The sequence below is a fragment of the Novosphingobium humi genome (assembly GCF_028607105.1).
GTDB classification, from domain to species: Bacteria; Pseudomonadota; Alphaproteobacteria; order Sphingomonadales; family Sphingomonadaceae; genus Novosphingobium; species Novosphingobium humi.
The window spans coordinates 451,076-469,862 of the sequence record NZ_CP117418.1; the positions used below are offsets into that span (position 1 = coordinate 451,076).

At 63.7% G+C, this 18,787-nt stretch carries 14 protein-coding genes; 10 read left to right on the forward strand and 4 right to left on the reverse strand.

The annotated features are described in order from the left end of the window. Positions 1–9: 9 nt before the first annotated feature. Together PQ457_RS17930 and PQ457_RS17935 are read right to left on the reverse strand one after the other, a co-directional pair. Positions 10–1,275 (reverse strand): MFS transporter, encoded by a 1,266-nt coding sequence (locus PQ457_RS17930; protein WP_273620216.1) that lies wholly within the window; start codon positions 1,273–1,275, stop codon positions 10–12. Positions 1,276–1,360: 85 nt separating this feature from the next. Next, a complete protein-coding gene (locus tag PQ457_RS17935; protein WP_273620217.1) occupies positions 1,361–2,908 on the reverse strand; it encodes an FAD-binding oxidoreductase in 1,548 nt (515 codons plus the stop codon). A 179-nt stretch (positions 2,909–3,087) separates the two neighbouring features. On the opposite strand from PQ457_RS17935, the gene PQ457_RS17940 reads away from it, so the two are divergent. From PQ457_RS17940 to PQ457_RS17950, 3 genes are read left to right on the forward strand one after another with little or no spacing between them, the layout of a single operon-like run. Further along, a complete protein-coding gene (locus PQ457_RS17940; RefSeq protein ID WP_273620218.1) occupies positions 3,088–4,548 on the forward strand; it encodes a 4-hydroxyphenylacetate 3-hydroxylase N-terminal domain-containing protein in 1,461 nt (486 codons plus the stop codon). Further along, positions 4,545–5,042, forward strand: coding sequence for a flavin reductase family protein (locus PQ457_RS17945; protein WP_273620220.1), 498 nt, complete (start codon positions 4,545–4,547; stop codon positions 5,040–5,042). Before PQ457_RS17940 ends, PQ457_RS17945 begins: the two co-directional genes overlap by 4 nt. Then, positions 5,035–5,652 (forward strand): TetR/AcrR family transcriptional regulator, encoded by a 618-nt coding sequence (locus PQ457_RS17950; RefSeq protein ID WP_273620221.1) that lies wholly within the window; start codon positions 5,035–5,037, stop codon positions 5,650–5,652. The genes PQ457_RS17945 and PQ457_RS17950 overlap by 8 nt, the downstream gene beginning before the upstream one ends. Before the next feature lie 296 nt (positions 5,653–5,948). On the opposite strand, the gene PQ457_RS17955 is transcribed toward PQ457_RS17950, so the two are convergent. After that, positions 5,949–7,421: a lignostilbene-alpha,beta-dioxygenase gene (locus PQ457_RS17955; protein ID WP_273620222.1), complete on the reverse strand. Its 1,473-nt coding sequence runs from the start codon at positions 7,419–7,421 to the stop codon at positions 5,949–5,951. Between the two features lie 274 nt (positions 7,422–7,695). Between PQ457_RS17955 and PQ457_RS17960 the strand changes: the two genes are divergently transcribed. The 5 genes from PQ457_RS17960 to PQ457_RS17980 all read left to right on the forward strand — a co-directional run bounded on the left by PQ457_RS17960 (position 7,696) and on the right by PQ457_RS17980 (position 14,512). Further along, positions 7,696–10,005, forward strand: a complete 2,310-nt coding sequence (locus tag PQ457_RS17960) for a TonB-dependent receptor (RefSeq protein ID WP_273620223.1) — start codon at positions 7,696–7,698, stop codon at positions 10,003–10,005. A gap of 187 nt (positions 10,006–10,192) precedes the next feature. Beyond that, positions 10,193–11,083, forward strand: a complete 891-nt coding sequence (locus PQ457_RS17965) for a fumarylacetoacetate hydrolase family protein (RefSeq protein WP_273620224.1) — start codon at positions 10,193–10,195, stop codon at positions 11,081–11,083. Between the two features lie 7 nt (positions 11,084–11,090). Next, complete coding sequence (locus PQ457_RS17970) at positions 11,091–12,026, forward strand: cupin domain-containing protein (RefSeq protein WP_273620225.1); 936 nt, start codon at positions 11,091–11,093, stop codon at positions 12,024–12,026. 48 nt (positions 12,027–12,074) lie between these two features. Then, positions 12,075–13,271 (forward strand): FAD-dependent monooxygenase, encoded by a 1,197-nt coding sequence (locus PQ457_RS17975; protein WP_273620226.1) that lies wholly within the window; start codon positions 12,075–12,077, stop codon positions 13,269–13,271. A gap of 2 nt (positions 13,272–13,273) precedes the next feature. After that, the gene (locus PQ457_RS17980) at positions 13,274–14,512 is read left to right on the forward strand and encodes a CaiB/BaiF CoA transferase family protein (RefSeq protein WP_273620227.1); all 1,239 of its coding nucleotides are present in this window, start codon (positions 13,274–13,276) and stop codon (positions 14,510–14,512) included. Between the two features lie 12 nt (positions 14,513–14,524). On the opposite strand, the gene PQ457_RS17985 is transcribed toward PQ457_RS17980, so the two are convergent. After that, positions 14,525–15,238 carry an IclR family transcriptional regulator gene (locus tag PQ457_RS17985; RefSeq protein WP_273620228.1) on the reverse strand — a complete coding sequence of 238 codons (714 nt, stop codon included), beginning with the start codon at positions 15,236–15,238 and terminating at the stop codon, positions 14,525–14,527. A gap of 114 nt (positions 15,239–15,352) precedes the next feature. Here PQ457_RS17985 and PQ457_RS17990 point away from each other — a divergent pair, with 114 nt between their 5' ends. Continuing rightward, positions 15,353–16,315 (forward strand): hydroxymethylglutaryl-CoA lyase, encoded by a 963-nt coding sequence (locus PQ457_RS17990; protein ID WP_273620229.1) that lies wholly within the window; start codon positions 15,353–15,355, stop codon positions 16,313–16,315. 4 nt (positions 16,316–16,319) lie between these two features. After that, complete coding sequence (acnA, locus tag PQ457_RS17995) at positions 16,320–18,776, forward strand: aconitate hydratase AcnA (RefSeq protein ID WP_273620230.1); 2,457 nt, start codon at positions 16,320–16,322, stop codon at positions 18,774–18,776. The last annotated feature ends 11 nt before the right edge of the window (positions 18,777–18,787 follow it).

Sequence of the window (18,787 nt, forward strand, 5' to 3'; positions counted from 1 at the left end):
CTTCTCCTTTCACGCCTTAGCGGCGGCCTGTTGGCCGGCCCAGTGGCGCGGATGGAATTGCCAGCCGATGCCCGCCGCCACAAAGGCCACGGCCGCGACCACGATGAAGGGCACGGTAAAGCCGCCGGTCCGGTCCACGCCCGCGCCGATGGCCACGATCCCGGCCGCCGCGCCCAGATGGAAGGCCGCCGTCAGCAGCGAGATGACCTGTGGCAGCGCCCGCACCCCATAGATATGGCGCGCCAGCACCGGCGCCTGAACGATCACCCCGCCATGCGAAACGCCGCGCAGGATGGTGAAGGCAAGGAAAGTGGCATAACCGGCCAGCGGGAAAGTGGCCAAAGCCGCCACGCCGCACAGCGCCCAGCACAGCGCCACGCCCTTGGTCGAGAGCCGGTCGAACACCCATCCGAACAGGATCTTGCCCAGCCCGGAAATCAGCATGACGATGGTAAAGCCCAGCGCCGCCACTGTCGCGCCCAAGGTGGTGTGCTTTTCGATGAACAGCGGGATATATTCGTTGATGCCGTTGCTGATCACGCCCGACATGGCCGTCGCCAGAATTAGCATCCAGAATTGCGGCGTCTTGCGGAACGAGGCGAAATTCTCGCCCAGATCGGGCGCACCGCCGGTGGGGCGTCCCTTGCCGGGGTCCAGTTCGTCGGCGGTATAGCCATAGGCCTCGGGCGTTTCATGCACCAGCAGCGAGATCGACAGTCCCACCAGAACCAGCACGATCAGCCCCGCCGCGCCCGCCGTGGCATGCCATCCGAAATGGTTGACGCCCATGCGCGTGCTCATGGGCACGATAAACCCGGCCAGCGCCCCGCCGAGCATGGCAAAGCCGGTGTTGCGGCCAAGACTGGCCGAATACCAGCGCGCCAGCGTCACCTGAATGGCGATCACGCTCCACACCGAACAGACCCCGGACACGGCGGCCAGCGCATAGTAAAACGGCAGCGAATGGGCGAAATAGAGCAGGCTGGTGGCGATCCCGATCACAAAGACCGAGGGCACCAGCACCTTTTTGGCCCCCACCCGAACCAGCAAAGGCCCGGCCACCAATCCGCCCAGCGCCGATGTGGCCGATTTGATGGCCATGAAGCGGGTGGTTTCGCCGATGGTCCAATGCATCGATTCGAGAATGGAATTGTACATCACGGGCATCATCATCGACACGCCCGCCAAGGCGATGCCCCACACGAGGAATCCGGCGATGATATTCATGCGCGCCAGACGGTGCGCCTGGGCAACGGAGATTCGCTCTCCACTCATGGTCTTTCTCCTCGCGGGGTGGAGCATGTCTGCGGTCCATCCCATATGTTTTTATAATCGAATGATTTTTGTATTCTGCCCAAGGTCATGATGCCCCGCGCTGGCCACCGGCCCAGATGCCGTGGTTGCCCGGTGCCAACAGGCCCGCCGGGTCCAGCGCGTCCTTGAGCGTGGTGTAGAAACGGGCCATCGCGTTCTGGCCAAAGGCGAATTTGCCCTGCACATGATCGACCAGCGCGACATGGGCGCGATAAGGCGCGCAGCCCCATGTCGCCACTTCATCGCACAGATGGCGGACCGCCGCGCGGGCGGCATCGACGCGGGCCTGATCGGCCGCATCAAACATCACCAGACTGGCGCTGACCATGCTGCGCGGAAAGCAGAGCAGGCCGAAAGCGCCGATCAGGCCATGGCGCGCCATGGTCTCGCCCAGCAGGGTTTCCGCGCGGCGGGCATAATCGGCATCAATGGGCAGAACCGGTGAAAAATCCATATGGCCGAAACTGTCGCCAAACACGCCTTTGAGCCGGTCGAGCAGCACCTGATTGGGGATTCCGGCGGCGATCAGGTCGCGCGGCTCGACGTCCTCAGGCCCCGCATCGCCCGCATATTGGCGCATCTCCATCACCGCGCCGGGGATCGCGGCCACTTCGCGCTCCAGCAGATCGCGGCGGGCGCGAACCAGCGCTTCGTGACCATAAAGGCCGAAGCGCAAATTCCAGCGACCGGGCCGCAGCACCTGACGCAGGTTTTCGGCGGTAAAGCGCCCTTCGCCCGATCCTGTGGCCATGGGCGGCGAGGAAACCAGCATCGGCACGCCTTGTAGCACGCCTGATTGCAGCAGTCGGCGCACCATGGCGATCAGGGGCACGATGTCCTCCTCGGCCTCGCAGCGGATCGTGCCGGTGGCGATGACCTCGGGCCGGGGCATCAGATGCAGCCCGGCCTTGGTGACAATGCCAAGGTTGGACTGTTTGAACAGATCATCGACCGCCGGGCCAAAACCGCGCCTGTGCCTATGCCACAGCGGGCTTTCGGGTAGCGCGCCTTGCCCTGTGCGCAGCAGCGAGCCATCGGGCAGCACCACCTCCATCCCGCACAGGGCCGAGGCATGATCGCCCATCACGTTATAACCGATGCCATGCTCGAGCGCGTTGCCGATGATGCTGCCCCAGCCCAGATCGGGCACCGACATCATCAGCGGCACATTGTCCCGGCGCAGCGCGGCATAGAGGTCGGCAAAGCTGACGCCCGGCTCGATCACGGCGGTGCCATGGGTGGCGTCAATGTCCAGAATCCGGTTCATCCGCGAGAGGTTGATCACCACCGCGCCATCGGCAACCGGGGCCGATCCGCCATAACCGTAATTGCGCCCCTTGGATGAGGTCCAGACGTGCAGACCGCTTTCGCGGGCCACGCGCAGGGCCGCCTGAACCTGTTCGACATTGGCCGGTTGGACGACCAGCGCCGGCCGGTGGCCATGGGGCGCGGGGCCTTCAAACGGATCATGAAAGGCGCTCAGGCCGCTTTGATCGTCCAGTACGGCCTCGGCCCCCAGCACGGCGGCAAAGCGGGTCTGTGCGGCCGAAAGCGCGGCAGGGTCCGGCACAGCGGGCGCAATCGCGGCTGACATGAAACGCTTCTCCCAAGTGTTTGCGCCCCTCATGAACGGGGGCTTTTAAAATAGAACACCATTCTATGAACGGCGCTGCTTGTCGTCAATGCCCAAAGTTCCACTTGACAGAATGGTGTTTCATTGAGCATTTGACGATTCGTGAATACACTTGTTTCCATGGTTTGGGAGAAGATGCAATGGCTGCGCGCACAGGGGCCGAATATAAGGCTGGGCTGAAGGATGATCGGGTCGTCTATCTGGGGGATGGCAAGGTTGATGTGGCGAATGATCCGCGCCTTGCCGGGTCGGTCGATGGCATGGCAGGCTATTTCGATTGGCAGCACACCTATGCCGAGGATTGCCTGATTCCCGACCCGGAACGGTCGGGCGAAAAGATGAGCGTCAGCCTGATGCTGCCCAAAAGCGCCGAGGATCTGGCGATCCGCCATCGTGGCCTGGAGCGTCTGGCGCGTTATTCCAACGGTATGTTGGGCCGCACGCCCGACTATGTGAACGTGGTGCTCTCGGGCCATACCGCGCGCGCCGACATCTGGGCGCGGGGCAAGCCGGAGGGCTATGAACGCCTGAAGAAATTCCACCGCGAGGTGATCGAGGGCGACCTTTCGATGACCCACACCATCGTCCACGCCAATATCGACAAGAGCGTGGGCGATCTGGCCGGGATGAACACCGATCTGACGCTGCGCGTGGTGGGCCGCAATGAAAACGGCATCATCGTGCGCGGGGGCAAAGTGCTGGCAACGCTCGGGCCGCTTGCCGATGAACTCTACGTCTATTCCTCGGCGCCGATCCCGTCGGGCGGCGAGGATTATGCGCTGATCTTCTCGATTCCGGTCAACACCAAAGGTGTGATCCAGATCTGCCGCGATCATTACGGCACCAATGCCAGCGTGCAGGACGCGCCTTTCTCGTCGCGCTTTGACGAACAGGACGCTTTTGTCATCTTTGACGATGTGGAAGTGCCCTATGAACGCGTGTTCTGCGAAGGCGATCTCAACGTCTATAACAACCTCAACCAGGGCGTATCGCCGGGCAACACGCTGCAGCAGACCGCGATCCGCGCGATGGTGAAGCTGGAATTCGCTTATGACCTGTGTTCGAGCATCCTGAAGGTTTCGAACAGCATCGCCCGGCCCGATGCGGCCGAAATGCTGGGCGAGATCCACGCCTATCTCTCGCTGACCCGTTCGGCCATCGTGGCGGCCGAGGCGCGGGCGCATGACTGGGGCGCGGGGGCCTTTTTCCCGCACCGCGACCTCTCGGTGCTGCGCTGCGTGATGCCGGGCTGGATGACGCGGGTGAACCAGATCATCCGGGCCATCGGTTCGCACAATCTGCTCTGCACGCCCTCGCTGGCCCTGTTCGAGGATCCCGAAATCGGCGATATGTTGCGTAAATACCTGCCCGGCGCGGCAGGCATGAGCGCCGAGCAGCGCGCCAGCATCATGCGCACGGCATGGGATTTTGCCGGTTCGGCGCTGGGCAGCCGCATTGAACTCTATGAGATGTTCTATCTGACCAGCCAGGGCCGCGCGCGCATCGGCGATCACATGTATGCCCAGCGCGACGGCGAATGGGGTCAGGTGCGCGAATTTCTGGCCAAGTCGGGTGCCATGCCCAATGTGGAGTGGAAATGAGCGGGAACATGATCGCGGCGCTGGACGGAGAGTTCCGCGCCGCCATGCGCCTGCTGGCCAGCGGGGTGGCTTTGGTCACCACGCTGGATGCGGCAGGCGCGCCCTGCGGCATCGCGATGACGGCCTTCATGTCGCTCAGCATGGAGCCGCCCTCGCTCTTGCTGGCGATCAACCGAACCGCTTCCTTGCTGGCGCCTTTGGAAGACAATGGGCGCTTTGCGGTCAATATTCTGGCCGCCGATCAGGCCGCAGCCTGCCAAACCTTCGTCACCACCGCGCCGGGGCAACGCTTCGGCACGCTGGACTGGTGGATGGAGGACGGGCTGCCGCTTGTGGAATCCTGCGTTGCCACTATCCTGTGCCGCGTTGAACAGACAGCGGATTTCGGGAGCCATAGGGTGGTGACGGGCGTGGTGGAAAAAGTGACCGTGGGCGGCGGTGAGCCGCTGGTCTATGTCGATGGGCGCTATGGCCGGGTCAGTGTGGATGGCTGAAGCGCCTGAAGGCAGCAGCCGCGACAGGTTTCTGATCGCGGCTGACGACCAGTTTATCGAAAGCGGCTATGACCGCTGCACCATCCGCGCCATCGCCGCGCGGGCGGGGACCAGCCTTGCCTCGCTCAGCCGCAACTGGAGCGGCAAGCAGGAATTGTTCACCGAGGTGTTCCGCCGCCACTTCGACCCGATCCATGCCGCGCAAAACGCCGGTTTCGATGTGATCGAGGCCTCGGGCGAACTTTCGGCCCGTGCGGTGATCGCGGCCTTCTTCGGCTCGGCCATGCTGGGCGAGGGGGCTGATGTGCAGAAAAGCCACCGCATTTACAGCCTTGCCCTCGTCGATCCTTCCGACGAGGCCCGCCTCATCACCCGCCAACTGGCCGAGCCGGTCCGGCGACGGGTGATCGGCCTGCTGCGCCAATGTCTGCCTGACCTCAACGAGGCGCGCTTCTTCCTGGCCATGAATGTGGTGCTGGGCGTCTATATCTACCCCCTCGCGCGCGGTGAGCGTCTGGCCGGGGTGATGGGTTTCGATCTGGCCTCGCTCGACTGGAATGAGGCGGTTGGGATGTTGGCCGATATGGTTTGCCGGGGGATCGAGGGGTAAGGATATTAAAGGGGCCTCCGGCGGGCAAAGGGTCTCGACCCTTTGCAATCCCGTTACTGTCTATGCTGCGTCAAGGTGGCAGCCGAGGTTGATGTCCCAGTCTCTGAAATTTTAAAGCCTGCGGCGCAGACAAGCACGAGTTTGCCGCGCCGCAGGCTTTAATTATTTCGCGCCCGGCGTCCAACCAAACACCACCCCATTAACGGGATTGCAAAGGGACAAGTCCCTTTGCCCGCCGGAGGCATCCTTCCCCAAGAAAAAGAGCGAGAGCCAAAGCCCCCGCTCTTTCCCATCCTTCACACTTCTTCCAAAGCCTTCACCGCGCCAGCCTCGGCCCAGTTGCCATGCAGGCCGAAGCGCAGACGCACCGGGATGGCGATGGTGGCGATGGGCCCTGCCGCGATATTGGTGGCCTCAAAGATCAGCAGGTCGCTGCTGCGGTTTTCCAGACGGTTGCAGACCATAACAATCCAGCCGTCGCCCTCGCGGTCTGATCCGGGGCGGGGGACGAAGCATGGCTCCTGGATTGAGGAGACCGGGCCGCACCACCATTTCTGCTCGGCGCCGCTTTCCAGATCGACAAAGCCCAGCGTGTTCATCACCCAGCCGCCCGCGCTGCCGCCTTTCAGCTCGACCGGCTGAGAGGGATCGATCACGACCATCCAGCCATAGCGGTTCTTTTGCCCGGTAAAGCGATCATCGATGCGGGGAAATTCGCCGATCATGTCGGAGAGGCGCTGCGAGCGGTATTCCTCCTCGTTCTGAGCCAGATCGACGGTCCAGCGCGTCAGATAGGTTGCACCTGCCACCGGATCGAAGGGCGCGTCGTTGATGTCGGGGAAGAAGGGCATCATGTTGTTGGCCGCCACGGGCAGATCGAGATGCAGTTTCGTGCCGTCCTGATGCGCGTTCATCACATGGGCGGTGAAGCAATTGCCGCCCTTGAACCAGCGGATGTCCTGCGCGGTGGTGCCCGCCTTGCGCGGCATGACGGCCAGATAGGTGGGCTGCGAGGTGTCAAAGCCGAAATGGGGTTTGCCTGCCTTCAGGCGCTCCCAACTGCTGGTCATCGGCATCACCGAAAACAGCGCATAATCGGGCGTGATCGCGAAATCATGCATCATGCAGTAATAGGGCACCTCGAACCACACGTCATAGAGCAACTCGCCCTCGGGGCTGATCTCGTAATAGGTCATATCCCGGGTCAGCAGACCCTTGGACGCATAGCCAAAGCCGCACATATTGCCCGTGGCCGGGTCGGTCTTGGGATGGGCGGTGAAAGTCTCGCCCTTCATCCGCCCGTCAAAATCGGTGTAGCCCTGCGTTTCCAGACTGACCGGGTCCATCACCAGCGCGGGGCTATCTTCTTTCAGAGCATAGAGCCGCCCGCCGTGGATATAGGCATTGGTGTTGGCGGTGCCGCGGATCTTGCCCTTGACGCTTTCATCGTCGGTCAAAGGATTGCGATAGGCGCCGAACAGCGCGCGTCCGGCCTCATTCTCCAGCTTCCACTTGTCGGTCTTGGCCCAGCGCTGGGTGAAATCGACGCGGCCATCCTTGAAGCGGAACATCGAGATCATGCCGTCGCCGTTGAACGCGATGTCATCGCCCAGCAGGGGCGGGAACTGATGCTCGGGCTGAACGCGATAGAAGCAGCCGTCCATTTCGTGCGGGATCGTGCCGCGCACGTCAAGGTCATGGACGTTCGCCTCCACCCGCGAGGGGGTGTTGAAGCCGGTGAAGGCCGGAACGTCAGGGAATGTTGTCATGTCATCGTCTCCCAAAGGCGCGTTGGGGGAGTCGCGCTGAAAATAGAATGCTGTTCTATCGTGACTCGGGCGGGCTGTCCAGATAGGGCGTGAAAAGGATAAACATGAGGTAAATCAGTGCATTGATGGTGAATACACCTGTAATCATCTTTGATTGACAGAGCGTGAATCGCATTTTATAAGAATGGCATTCCACCAGAAAGAACGCGACTAAAGCCGCTCCTTCTGGTGCCGGTGAATTGTGATAACCATGAAATGAATGGGGAGGATTGAGATGAAACGTTGCGATCGCGCGGCGATGTTCCTGCTGGGCGTTGCGGCCAGCGCTTTGCTGCCGGCCATGGCCCAGGCCGCAGACGCGCCGCCGGCCCCGTCCAATGACGAAATCGTCGTCACGGCCCAGTTCCGCAAGGAAAGCGCGCAAAAGACCGCAGTTTCCATTGATGTGCTTTCGGCCGAAACGCTGACCCGCGCGGGTGTGGCGCAGGCGACCGATCTGGCCCGCCTCTCGCCCGGTGTTCAGATCACGCAGGGCGGCAGCGCGATTCAGGTCTATATCCGCGGCGCAGGCGACTTCTCGACCACGGGCTATTCCAACCCTGCCGTGGCGCAGGTCTATGACGGCGTCTTTGCCGCGCGCAGCCAGTTTGTCGCCGCCACCTTCTATGACCTTGAGCGCGTTGAAGTGCTGAAGGGTCCGCAGGGTACGCTTTATGGCCGCAATGCCACGGGCGGCGCTCTCAACATCATCCCGGTCCAGCCCAAACTGGGCCAGTTCGAGGGTTATGTCAGCGCCGGTTTCCAGAATTACAACGGCTATAATGCCGAAGGCGCAATCAACATCCCGTTGGGCGAGAAAGTGGCCGTGCGCGCCTCGTTCCAGGGTGTGTCGCGCGATGGTTATATCACCGATGGCACCGACGATGACAAGCATCACGCGCTGCGCCTTCAGGTAAAGGCCCAGCCGACCGAAGCGCTGACGCTGCGCCTTGGCGTCAATTATCAGCATCTGGGCGGGCGCGGTCCGGGCAAGGTGGTTTATGAGCCGACCGCTCCGAACGCGCCGGGCATCACCAATCCCCAGCCGATCATCCCGGCCAACCGCTGGACCTCGATCAACCAGTCGCTCAATACGCTGATCGGCAGCGTGACGGCGCCTCCGGGCATCTATCCGCTCGACACCAGCAAGGTCTATCAGAACGTCGATGTGCTGGGCATCAACGGCCATATCGACTGGAATCTTGGCCCGGCCGTGCTGACCGTGATCCCGGCCTATCAGCGCGTGACGCAAGACTCGCTGGTCATGCCCGCGCTCTATTTCGGCACGAACAACTATTTCACCGGCGCGCCGTCCGTCTCGGAAGGCCAGACGCTGGAAGTGCGCCTTGGCCATGCCGACAATCGCGTCAAATGGGTGTTGGGCGGCTATTATTTCAACGAGGATCAGGATAGCTACAATGCCGTCCGCCTCGGCCGCGCGTCCGACACCGCCTTTATCGCCAAGCTGAACACCCGCGCCTATGCCGCCTTCGGCGAGGCGACCTATTCGCTGACCAGCCGTTTCCGCGCCACGGCGGGCCTGCGCTATACCGATGAAACCAAGTCGGTGGACGGCCACCGTTATGCCATCGCGGGCAGCCTGGCCTGTCCGGCGGGCGGCACGGCGATCGGCGGTTCCTGCGAGATCCTGACCTCGTCGGGCACGTGGGTGAAGGGCACCTATTCGGCCAAGCGCTTGAACTATAAGGCGGGCGTGGAATTCGACGTGACGCCCCAGAACATGCTCTATGCCAGCGTCGTCACCGGTTTCAAATCGGGCGGGCAATCCAACGCCGACATCGACCCGTATAAGCCCGAGGACGTGACCGCCTATACGATCGGTTCAAAGAACCGCTTCTTTGGCCGCCTGCTGCTGATCAACGCCGAATTGTTCTATATGGACTACAAGAACCGGCAGGAGAATTTCTCGCAGCTCGACCGCGGCGGCGCGCAGGTTTCCTCGCTGTTCAACGCGGGCAAGGCCGTGGCCAAGGGCATCACGCTGGAGGCCACGCTGCGCCCGACGATGAATGACTCCTTCCATGTCGGCGTCGAATATACCGAGAGCAAGTACAAGGACTTCTCCTATCAGGTCTATCGCGCAGCCAGCCCCGATCCGACGACCACCTGCGGCGTGACCCCGATCACGGGCGGCAATGCGCGGATCGGCTATTGGACGGTCAATTGCAACGGCTTCCAATTGCCGCGCACGCCCAAGTTTTCGGGCAATGTTAATTACACCCACACGTTTGACCTGAAGGACGGCGCGCGGGTGGAATTCACGCCGGATATGAGCTTTGCCTCCTCGCGCTGGCTCTCGGCCGAATTTGTCGAGAATGCGCGGGCCGATGCCTATGCCCTGTTCAACGCCAGCCTGACCTATTACGCGCCGGGCGACCGTTTCTCGGTTCAGGCCTTTGTCCGCAACATCGGCAATACCGCCGTTTACACCGGCACCCAGCAATATCCCTTCATCGCCAATTACAATGGCCATGACATTGCGCCGCCGCGCACGTGGGGCGCCCGTGTGCGCGCCAAATTCTAACGGCTGACGCCCCGATCAAGGGGTGACGGGAAAGGGCGCGCGATCCGCTTTCGCGCGCCCTTTTGCTTGGCCGCGCCCCGTTGGCGGGGAAGAAAATCACGCATTCGCGGTCATGAATACAGTTGATTTCATCGTCGACTCGTTTATAAAAAGAACATCGTTCTTTTAGATAGAACAGGAATAAGCAATGCGTCTCGCAAGATTTGATGGTGGCCGGATCGGGGTCTGTGTGGGCGACGAAATCGCCGATGTGACGCAGGTCTGCGGTGTTGATCCCGCCCAGTGGCCGCCGGTCGGCCCGCTGGTGCTGATCCGCGATTTCGCCGCCCTGCGCCCCCGGATCGAGGCCGCGCTGGCCACCGCGCCGCGCAAGGCGCTGGCCGATGTGCGGCTGGAAACGCCTGTGCCCTGGCCCAACAAGGTCATCGCCTATCCGGTCAATTATCATGCCCATGGCCGCGAAATGCAGGCCGGCTATCGCGCCACCAATCAGGGATTTTTCCTCAAGCCCTCTTCCTCGGTGTCCGGCCCCAATGATCCGGTGGTCCTGCCCCATGTGCCGGGGCGCGAGGTGCATCATGAGGCGGAGCTGGGCATCATCATCGGCAAGACCTGCCGCTCGGTCCCGCGTGAAAACTGGCGCGAGGCGGTGTTCGGCTATGCCTGCCTGATGGACATGGTGGTGCGCGGCCGCGAAGAGCGCGTGTTCCGCAAGGCCTATGACACGTTCTGCCCGGTCGGCCCGTGGATCACCACGGCCGATGAAGTGCCCGATCCCGACCAGCTTGAGATGAACCTGTGGGTCAATGGCGAGCTGCGCCAGCACGCCAATACGCGCGATCTGGTGCTCGACATTCCCGGCATGATCGAGACGGCTTCAGCCGTGATGACGCTGCAGCCGGGCGACATCATCGCCACCGGCACGCCGCAAGGCGTCGCTCCCATCGTCGATGGCGACAAGGTGTGCATCTCCATCACCCGCCTTGGCGAAATGAGCGTCGATGTCGTGCAGGGCACCGAAGGGGCCAGCGAGGTTTTCGCCGCGCCCTACGTCCCGCCTATCATCAAGCAGGATTGAACGCGCCATGGCCGACATTGCCACGCTCGATGACCTTTACGCCGCCTTCACCGCGCTCAACATGGAGGGGGGCTGGCACCGCCGGTTCCCCGCGCTCTGGGCCCAGCCGCGCGCCAATTTTCTGCCGCATCAGTGGCGCTATGCCGATGTGAAGCCGATCCTGGCCCGCGCGGGTGAACTGATCGGCACGGACAAGGCCGAGCGGCGCAATTTGACCATGTTCAACCCGGTTGAGGGCAATGTCTATTCGACGCTGCGCTCGATGGTGGCGGCCTATCAGATGATCCGCCCCGGCGAGACCGCCCGCGCCCATCGCCACACGCCCAACGCCCTGCGCCTCATTCTGGAGGGGCGGGGGACCTATACCGTGGTCGACGGGCATCAGGTGGAGATGCGGCCGGGCGATGTGCTGTTGACGCCGGCATGGGCGTGGCATTCGCATGACAATGTCGGGCCGGATGATTGCTACTGGATGGACTTTCTCGACGTTCCGCTGGTCCATCTGCTCGAACCGATGTTTTATGAGCCCCATCCCGATGGGGTCGAGGCCGACCCTGTGCCGGTGGCCAGCTCGCCGCTGGCGTTCCGGCGCGAGGATACGCTGGCGCGGCTCGACGTGGCGGGGGCGGTCGATGATGCCCATGCCTCGGTGCAACTGGGCGATCCGGCGCTGAAAACCATCCGGCTGGATATGCAAAGGCTGGTCGCCGGGCGGGAAACCGCGCGATGCCGCACCACGGCCAACATCATCTACGCCGTGGTCGAAGGCCATGGCCAGACCGAAATCGACGGCCAGACCTTCAACTGGAGCTTTGGCGACACGGTCGCGATCCCGGCATGGCGGCCCTATCGCCACCGGGCGCAAAGCGATGCGCTGCTGCTCAAGGTTTCGGACGCGCCGGTGATGGCAGCTTTTGATTGGCTGCGCAGCGCGGCGGACTGACCCTGCGCGCCCACCATTTTGAAAATTCACGAGTTTGGGGAGCGATATATGACAAAATCTCTCAAGGTTCTGATTGCGGGCGGCGGTATCGGAGGCATGGCGGCGGCCCTGTCGCTGCTGCGCCGGGGCTATGATGTCGAGGTCTATGAACAGGCCGCTGAACTGGGCGAAGTGGGCGCAGGGGTTCAGATCAGCCCCAACGGATCGCGCGCCCTTGATGCGCTGGGCGTGTTTGAAACGCTCAAGGCCGCCTCATGCGCGCCGCGCCGCAAGGAATTCCGGCTGTGGAACACGGGCCGCGCATGGCCGATGTTCGACCTTGGCCCTCAGGCGGTCGAGAAATACGGCTATCCCTATCTGACGGTCTATCGCCCCGATCTGCTCGCCACGTTGATCGACGCGGTGCGCGCGATCAAGCCCGACGCGGTCCATCTGGCCAAGGCGGTCAGCAATATCGACGTGCGCGAGGATGGCGTGACCCTGCATTTCGCCGATGGCACCCATGCCGATGGCGACCTGCTGGTGGGCGCGGACGGGGTGAAATCCACCGTGCGCCGCTGCCTGTTCGGCGATGACGAGGCGCAGTTCACCGGCATGATCGCATGGCGCGCGGTCATCCCCATGGAGCGCCTGCCCGAACGGCTGCGCGACATGCTGGGCTGGACCTGGATCGGGCCGGGCGGCCATCTGGTCAACTATCCCCTGCGCGGCGGCAAGCTGATGAACATGATCGGCACCATCGAGCGCGATGACTGGCAGGTGGAGAGCTGGTACACGCAAGGTTCCAACGAGGAATGCGCCCGCGATTTCGCCGGATGGCATGAGGATGTGCAGACGCTGATTCAGGCCGCGCCCTCGGTGATGAAATGGGCGTTCATGGAGCGCGCCCCGCGCCAGACGTGGAGCGTGGGCCGCGCCACTCTGCTGGGCGATGCCTGCCATGCCACGTTGCCCTTTCTGGCGCAGGGCGCGGTCATGTCGATCGAGGACGGGGTGGTGCTGGGCCGCTGCCTCGACAAATATGCCGATCCGGTCGAGGCGCTGCACCGCTATGAACAGGCGCGCGTCGAGCGCACCAGCGCCATGGTGCGCGGGGCCAAGGAAAACACCGCCCGTTTCCATGAATCGGCGCTGGCCACCGAAGAGGGGGCGGTTGCCTATATGGAGAGCGAATGGAGCCGCGATCCGATCCGCGACCGCTATGACTGGCTCTATCGCTATGATGTGAACACGGCGGAGATCTGAGCGTGACGGATCATGCGCAGCGGCCCCCCGCCGACCTGCTGTCGGGCATTCGGGTTCTCGATCTGACCAATATTCTCTCCGGCCCTTATGCCACCTATCAGATGGCATTGCTGGGGGCCGAGGTCATCAAGGTCGAGAACCCGAAGGACGGCGATCTGGCGCGCAAATTGGGCGCCTCACCCGCGCTCAATGCACAATTAATGGGTACAAGCTTCCTTGCGCAGAACGCGGGGAAGCTCTCCGTCACGGTCGATCTGAAACACCCCGAGGGCAAAGCGCTGTTCCGCGATCTGGTGGCCAGCGCCGATGTTCTGGTCGAAAACTTCCGCCCCGGCGTAATGGACCGGCTGGGCTTTGGCCATGAGGCTCTGCGCGCTGCCAACCCCGCACTGATCTATTGCGCGATTTCCGGCTTTGGTCAGAACGGGCCGCTGGCGGGCAACCCGGCCTATGACCAGATCGTTCAGGGCATGTCGGGCGTGATGAGTATAACCGGAGACGCCGATACCGCACCTTTGCGCGTGGGCTATCCGCTGTGCGACACGCTGGGCGGGATGGCGGCGGCTTTTGCGGTGGTCAGCGCGCTGGTCAAGCGCGGGCGGACAGGCGAGGGGGCCTTTATCGATCTTTCGATGCTGGACGCCACGCTCTCGGCCATGGGCTGGGCTGTGTCCAATTACCTGATCGCCGGGGTCGAGGCGCGGCCTATCGGCAATCAGAACATGACCGCCGCGCCGTCGGGCGCCTTCCGCTGCGCCGATGGGCCGATCAACATTGCGGCCAACAAGCAGGAGCAGTTTGAAAAACTGTGCGAACTGGTCGGGCGGCCGGAATTGGCCACCGACCCCCGCTTTGCCGAGCGCGAGACGCGCAAGGCCAACCGCGCCGCGATCAATGCCGAGCTGGAACAGGCGCTGGCCGCCAAGAGCGCGCAGGAATGGGAAAACCTGCTCAACGCCCATGGCATTCCGGCGGGGCGCATCCTGACCGTGCCGGAAATTCTGGCCCATCCCCAGATTGCCGCGCGCGATCTGGTACAGGATATCGCCATGCCAGAAGGCGATTTCGGGGCCGATTTCGGCGGCGTGCGCGTGGTGCGCGCGGGCTTTGACCTTGCCGACAGCCAGCCCACCGCGCGCTGCCCCCCGCCTTGGCTGGGCGAACATAACGCGCGGATCTATGGCGAACTGGGCCGCGATCAGGCCGCGCTGGAGCGCCTGAAAGCCGACGGGGCGATCTGACCCATGGTCGCCCTATTCGGCGGCCGGCGGGGGCAGCAGGCCCGGCGTTGCCCCCAGCCGCAACGACAGCGCAATCGCCGCCTCCACCGCCACGGGGGCGAGCCGCGCGACATGCTCCTGCGTAAAGCGCAGGCTGGGACCGGACAGGGTGATCGCGCCCTGCAGAACGCCATTGGCGCCGAACACCGGCACGCCGATCGCCGCCATGTCCAGATCGACATTGCCCACCGAGACGACCACCATCGCCTCGCGCGTGATGGGCGCGCGCAATCCCGCGTCGAATTGCAGCAGGGTGACGCTGGCCGCGCCCTTGTTCAATTCGCGGCGCGATCCGGGGCGCACGCTGTAATCGCGCACCACATTGCTGCCATCGACGCGGAACAGACAGACCAGATCCTCGCCGTCGCGGATGTAGAAAGTCGCGCTCTCGGACGTGTCGGCCACCAGTTGTTCCAGCACCGGTTCTACAAAATGGCGCAGGTCGAAGGAATCCTGAAACACCGAGGCAAAGGAGAGCAGGCTGGCACCCAGTTGATAGGTGCCGTCCGTGCGCTGCCAGACAAAGCCATAGCGTTCAAGGCTGCCCAACAAGCGCAGGATCGTGCTTTTGTAAAGCCCCGTGATCCGCGCAATTTCGGCCAGCGTCAGCACCGGTTTGCCCGCGCGGAAGGCGTCGAGAATATCCAGCGCGCGATCAACCGCCGCCACCCCAGGCTTTGAATTCATGTTTCGGTTCCGCCTTGCACTCGTTTGTACCCATGTTCTGTATAGCAGAACAATGGTGCGAAATGTCAATGGCCCCGCTCGCTTTTGCTCCATTTCCGTTTCGGGAGAACAAAAATGACCAACCTGCCCCCCCGCGTTTTCATCAAGGAGGAAGGCCCGCGCGAAGGCTTTCAGATCGAGCGCGCCCCGATCCCCACCGCCGACAAGATCAGGCTGGTCGATGCGCTTTCCGATACAGGTGTTGGTCTTATTCAGGTGACCTCGTTTGTCCATCCGCAAAAGGTGCCGGGCATGGCCGACGCCGAGGCCGTGGTGGCGGGCATGACGCCGCGTGCGGGGGTGCGCTACAGCGGGTTGTGGCTGAACCAGCGCGGGCTGGAGCGGGCCATCGCCACCGGGCGGCTCGATCTGGAAGGCAAGCTCACGCTCTATGCCTCCAACGCCTTTCTCAAGCGCAACCAGAACCGCACGCCAGAACAGCAGCGCGAGGCCCAGCCCGCGCTGATCGCCATGTATCAGGCGCATAACATCCCGGTGCGCACTGGCTTTGTCACCGCCGCCTTTGGCTGCAATTTCGAGGGCGATGTCGATCCGGCCCGCGTGGTGGGGCTGGTGGGCGATATGCTCTCGATTGCCGCCGATCATGGCGAGAACCTCAGCCTGATGGGCCTTGCCGACACGATGGCATGGGCCACGCCCGAACGCATTCGCCGCGTGGTGGGCGCGGTGCGTGAACGCTGGCCCGATCTTGAACTCTCGCTCCATCTGCACGACACGCGCGGGCTGGGTATCGCCAATGCGATGGCGGGACTGGAAATGGGCGTGCGCCATTATGATGCGGCCGTGGGCGGGCTGGGCGGATGCCCCTTTGCCGCGCATGGCGGGGCGGCGGGCAATATCGCCACCGAGGATTTCGTGTTCCTGTGCGAGGAACTGGGCATCGAAACCGGCATCGACCTTGAAAAACTGGCCGAATGCGCGCGTCTGGCCGAAAGCATCGTGGGTCATCCGTTGCCGGGCAAGGTCAAGACCGGGGGCAGCTTGCGGGCCTTGCGCGCCCGGATCGCGGCGGGCTGATCCCATGCTCTCACGTCTGAATGATGCCGACCTTGCGGCATTGGCAGCCCTGCCGCGCTCGCTGGTCATCCTGCTGGAAAACATTCTGGCCCATGAGGCCGATCCCGCGCCCCATGTCGCCCATTTCCGTCAATGGCTTGACCATGGCGCGGCGGAGGCCGAGATCCCTTTTCGCCCCTCGCGCATCCTGATGCAGGATACGGCGGGGGTGGCCGCGCTTGCCGATCTGGCGGCGCTGCGCGACCATGCGGTTGCCCATGGGCACAGGCCCGAAACGGTGGATGCGGCCATCCCCATCGATCTGGTGATCGACCATTCGGTCCATGTCGATTACAGCGGCTCGCCCGATGCGGCCGCGCGCAATCTGGCGCTGGAATATGCCCGCAACGGCGAACGCTACCGCTTTTTCAAATGGGCCGAGCGCGCGTTTGACCGCCTGAATATCGTGCCGCCCGGACAGGGCATCTGTCACCAGATCAATCTGGAGCGCCTGACCAGCGGCTGCGTCCGTCACAGCGGGCAATGGATCGCCGAAACCGTGATCGGCACCGACAGCCACACCACGATGGTCAATGCGCTGGGCGTGCTGGGCTGGGGCGTGGGCGGGATCGAGGCGGAACTGGCCGCGCTGGGCGCGCCGGTGCCGATCGCCTTGCCGCGCGTGGTCGAGGTGCGGCTGGAAGGGGCGCTGGGCGATGGCGTGACGGCCACGGATGCGGCCTTGTACATCACCGCGCGCCTGCGCGAGGCCGATGTCGTGGACCAGATCGTCGAATTTTCCGGCCCCGCGCTCGATCATCTGATGTTGCCCGACCGGGCGGCGATCGCCAATATGTGCCCCGAATATGGCGCGACGGCCGCGCTCTTCCCGGTGGATGGGGCAACGCTTGCCTATATGGCCGCGATGGGCCGCCCGGTGGAGGATTACGAGGCCTATGCGCGCACAACCGGCCTGTGGCGTGATGCCGGACCACAACGGCGCTATTCGCGGCGCCTGACGCTCGATCTGGATTGGGTGGAGCCGGTGATGGCCGGGCCGAGCAGGCCCCAGCAGATCGTGCCTCTTGGGGCGGTCCCGGCCTCGCTGCGCGAACATTTCCCGCAGGAGAAGGACGCCCTTGTCGCCATTGCCGCGATCACCAGTTGCACCAACACCGCCAATCCGGCGCTGATGGTGGCCGCAGGCCTGATCGCGCAAAAGGCGGTGGCGCGGGGCCTGTCGGTGCCGTCATGGGTCAAGACCTCGCTGGCCCCCGGATCGCCGCGCATCGCGGCCATGCTGAAACGCGCCGGATTGCAGGAAAGCCTTGATGCGCTGGGCTTCCATGTGGTCGGCTTTGGCTGCACCACCTGCGTTGGCAATTCGGGCGATCTCAAACCGGAGGCGATGGAGGAAGAGCGCTTGCTGGCGGCGGTCCTGTCGGGCAATCGCAATTTCGAAAATCGCATCCATCCCGCGATCAGGGCCAATTATCTGGCCTCGCCGCCGCTGGTGGTGGCCGCCGCGCTGGCAGGGCGGATGGGCGTCAATCTGGCGCAGGACGCTTTGGGCACGGATCGCGACGGCGCTCCGGTGTTTTTGCGCGATCTCTGGCCCGATGCGGGCGAGGTGGCGGCGGTTCTGCATGGTCTGCCCGATGCGCCCGATGGACCATCGGTGGACGGGGCATGGGCGGATCTCGACGCGCCCGACGGCCTTCATTTCCCGTGGGACCCGGCCTCGACCATGGTTCTGCGTCCGCCCTTTTTCCAGAGCGCGGCGCAAGGTCTGACCGGCGACCTGCATGGCGCGCGGGCGTTGCTGGTCCTGGGCGACAATGTGACCACCGATCATATCTCGCCCATCGGCCGGATTGCGCCCTCATCCCCCGCCGCTGCATGGCTTCGCGCGCATGGGCAGGACCATCCGGGCAGTTATGGCGAGCGGCGTGCCAATGACCGCGTGATGCTGCGCGGGACATTCGACAATGCGCGGCTGGTCAACCATCTGGCGGGCGGGGCGGGCAACCGGGCGCTGGGGCCGGACGGCGTGGAGCGTTCGGTCTTCGACGCGGCGCAAGTCTATGGCGCGCAAGACGTGCCGCTGCTGGTCTTTGCCGGGGCGCGCTATGGCACAGGCTCGGCCCGCGACTGGGCGGCCAAGGGCACCGCGCTGCTGGGCATCCGGGCCGTCATCGCGCGCAGTTTCGAGCGGATCCACCGCGCCAATCTGGTGGCAATGGGTGTGCTGCCGATTGTGTGGGATCAGGATGCCGCAGGGCTGGTTAGCGCCCAAAGCCGCATCGCCATCCTTGGCATCGACCGGCTGGGCGCGGATTCCAGCGATTTGGTCATCGAAATCGACAATCCGGGCGAGGGGATCGCCCGCTTTCCTGCCCACGCCGATGTTGGCTCGGCGGGCCAGATTGGTCTCCTGCGCGATGGCGGTCTGTTCGCCCGTTTTGCGCGGCGTTTCGGATGATGGGGGCGGCG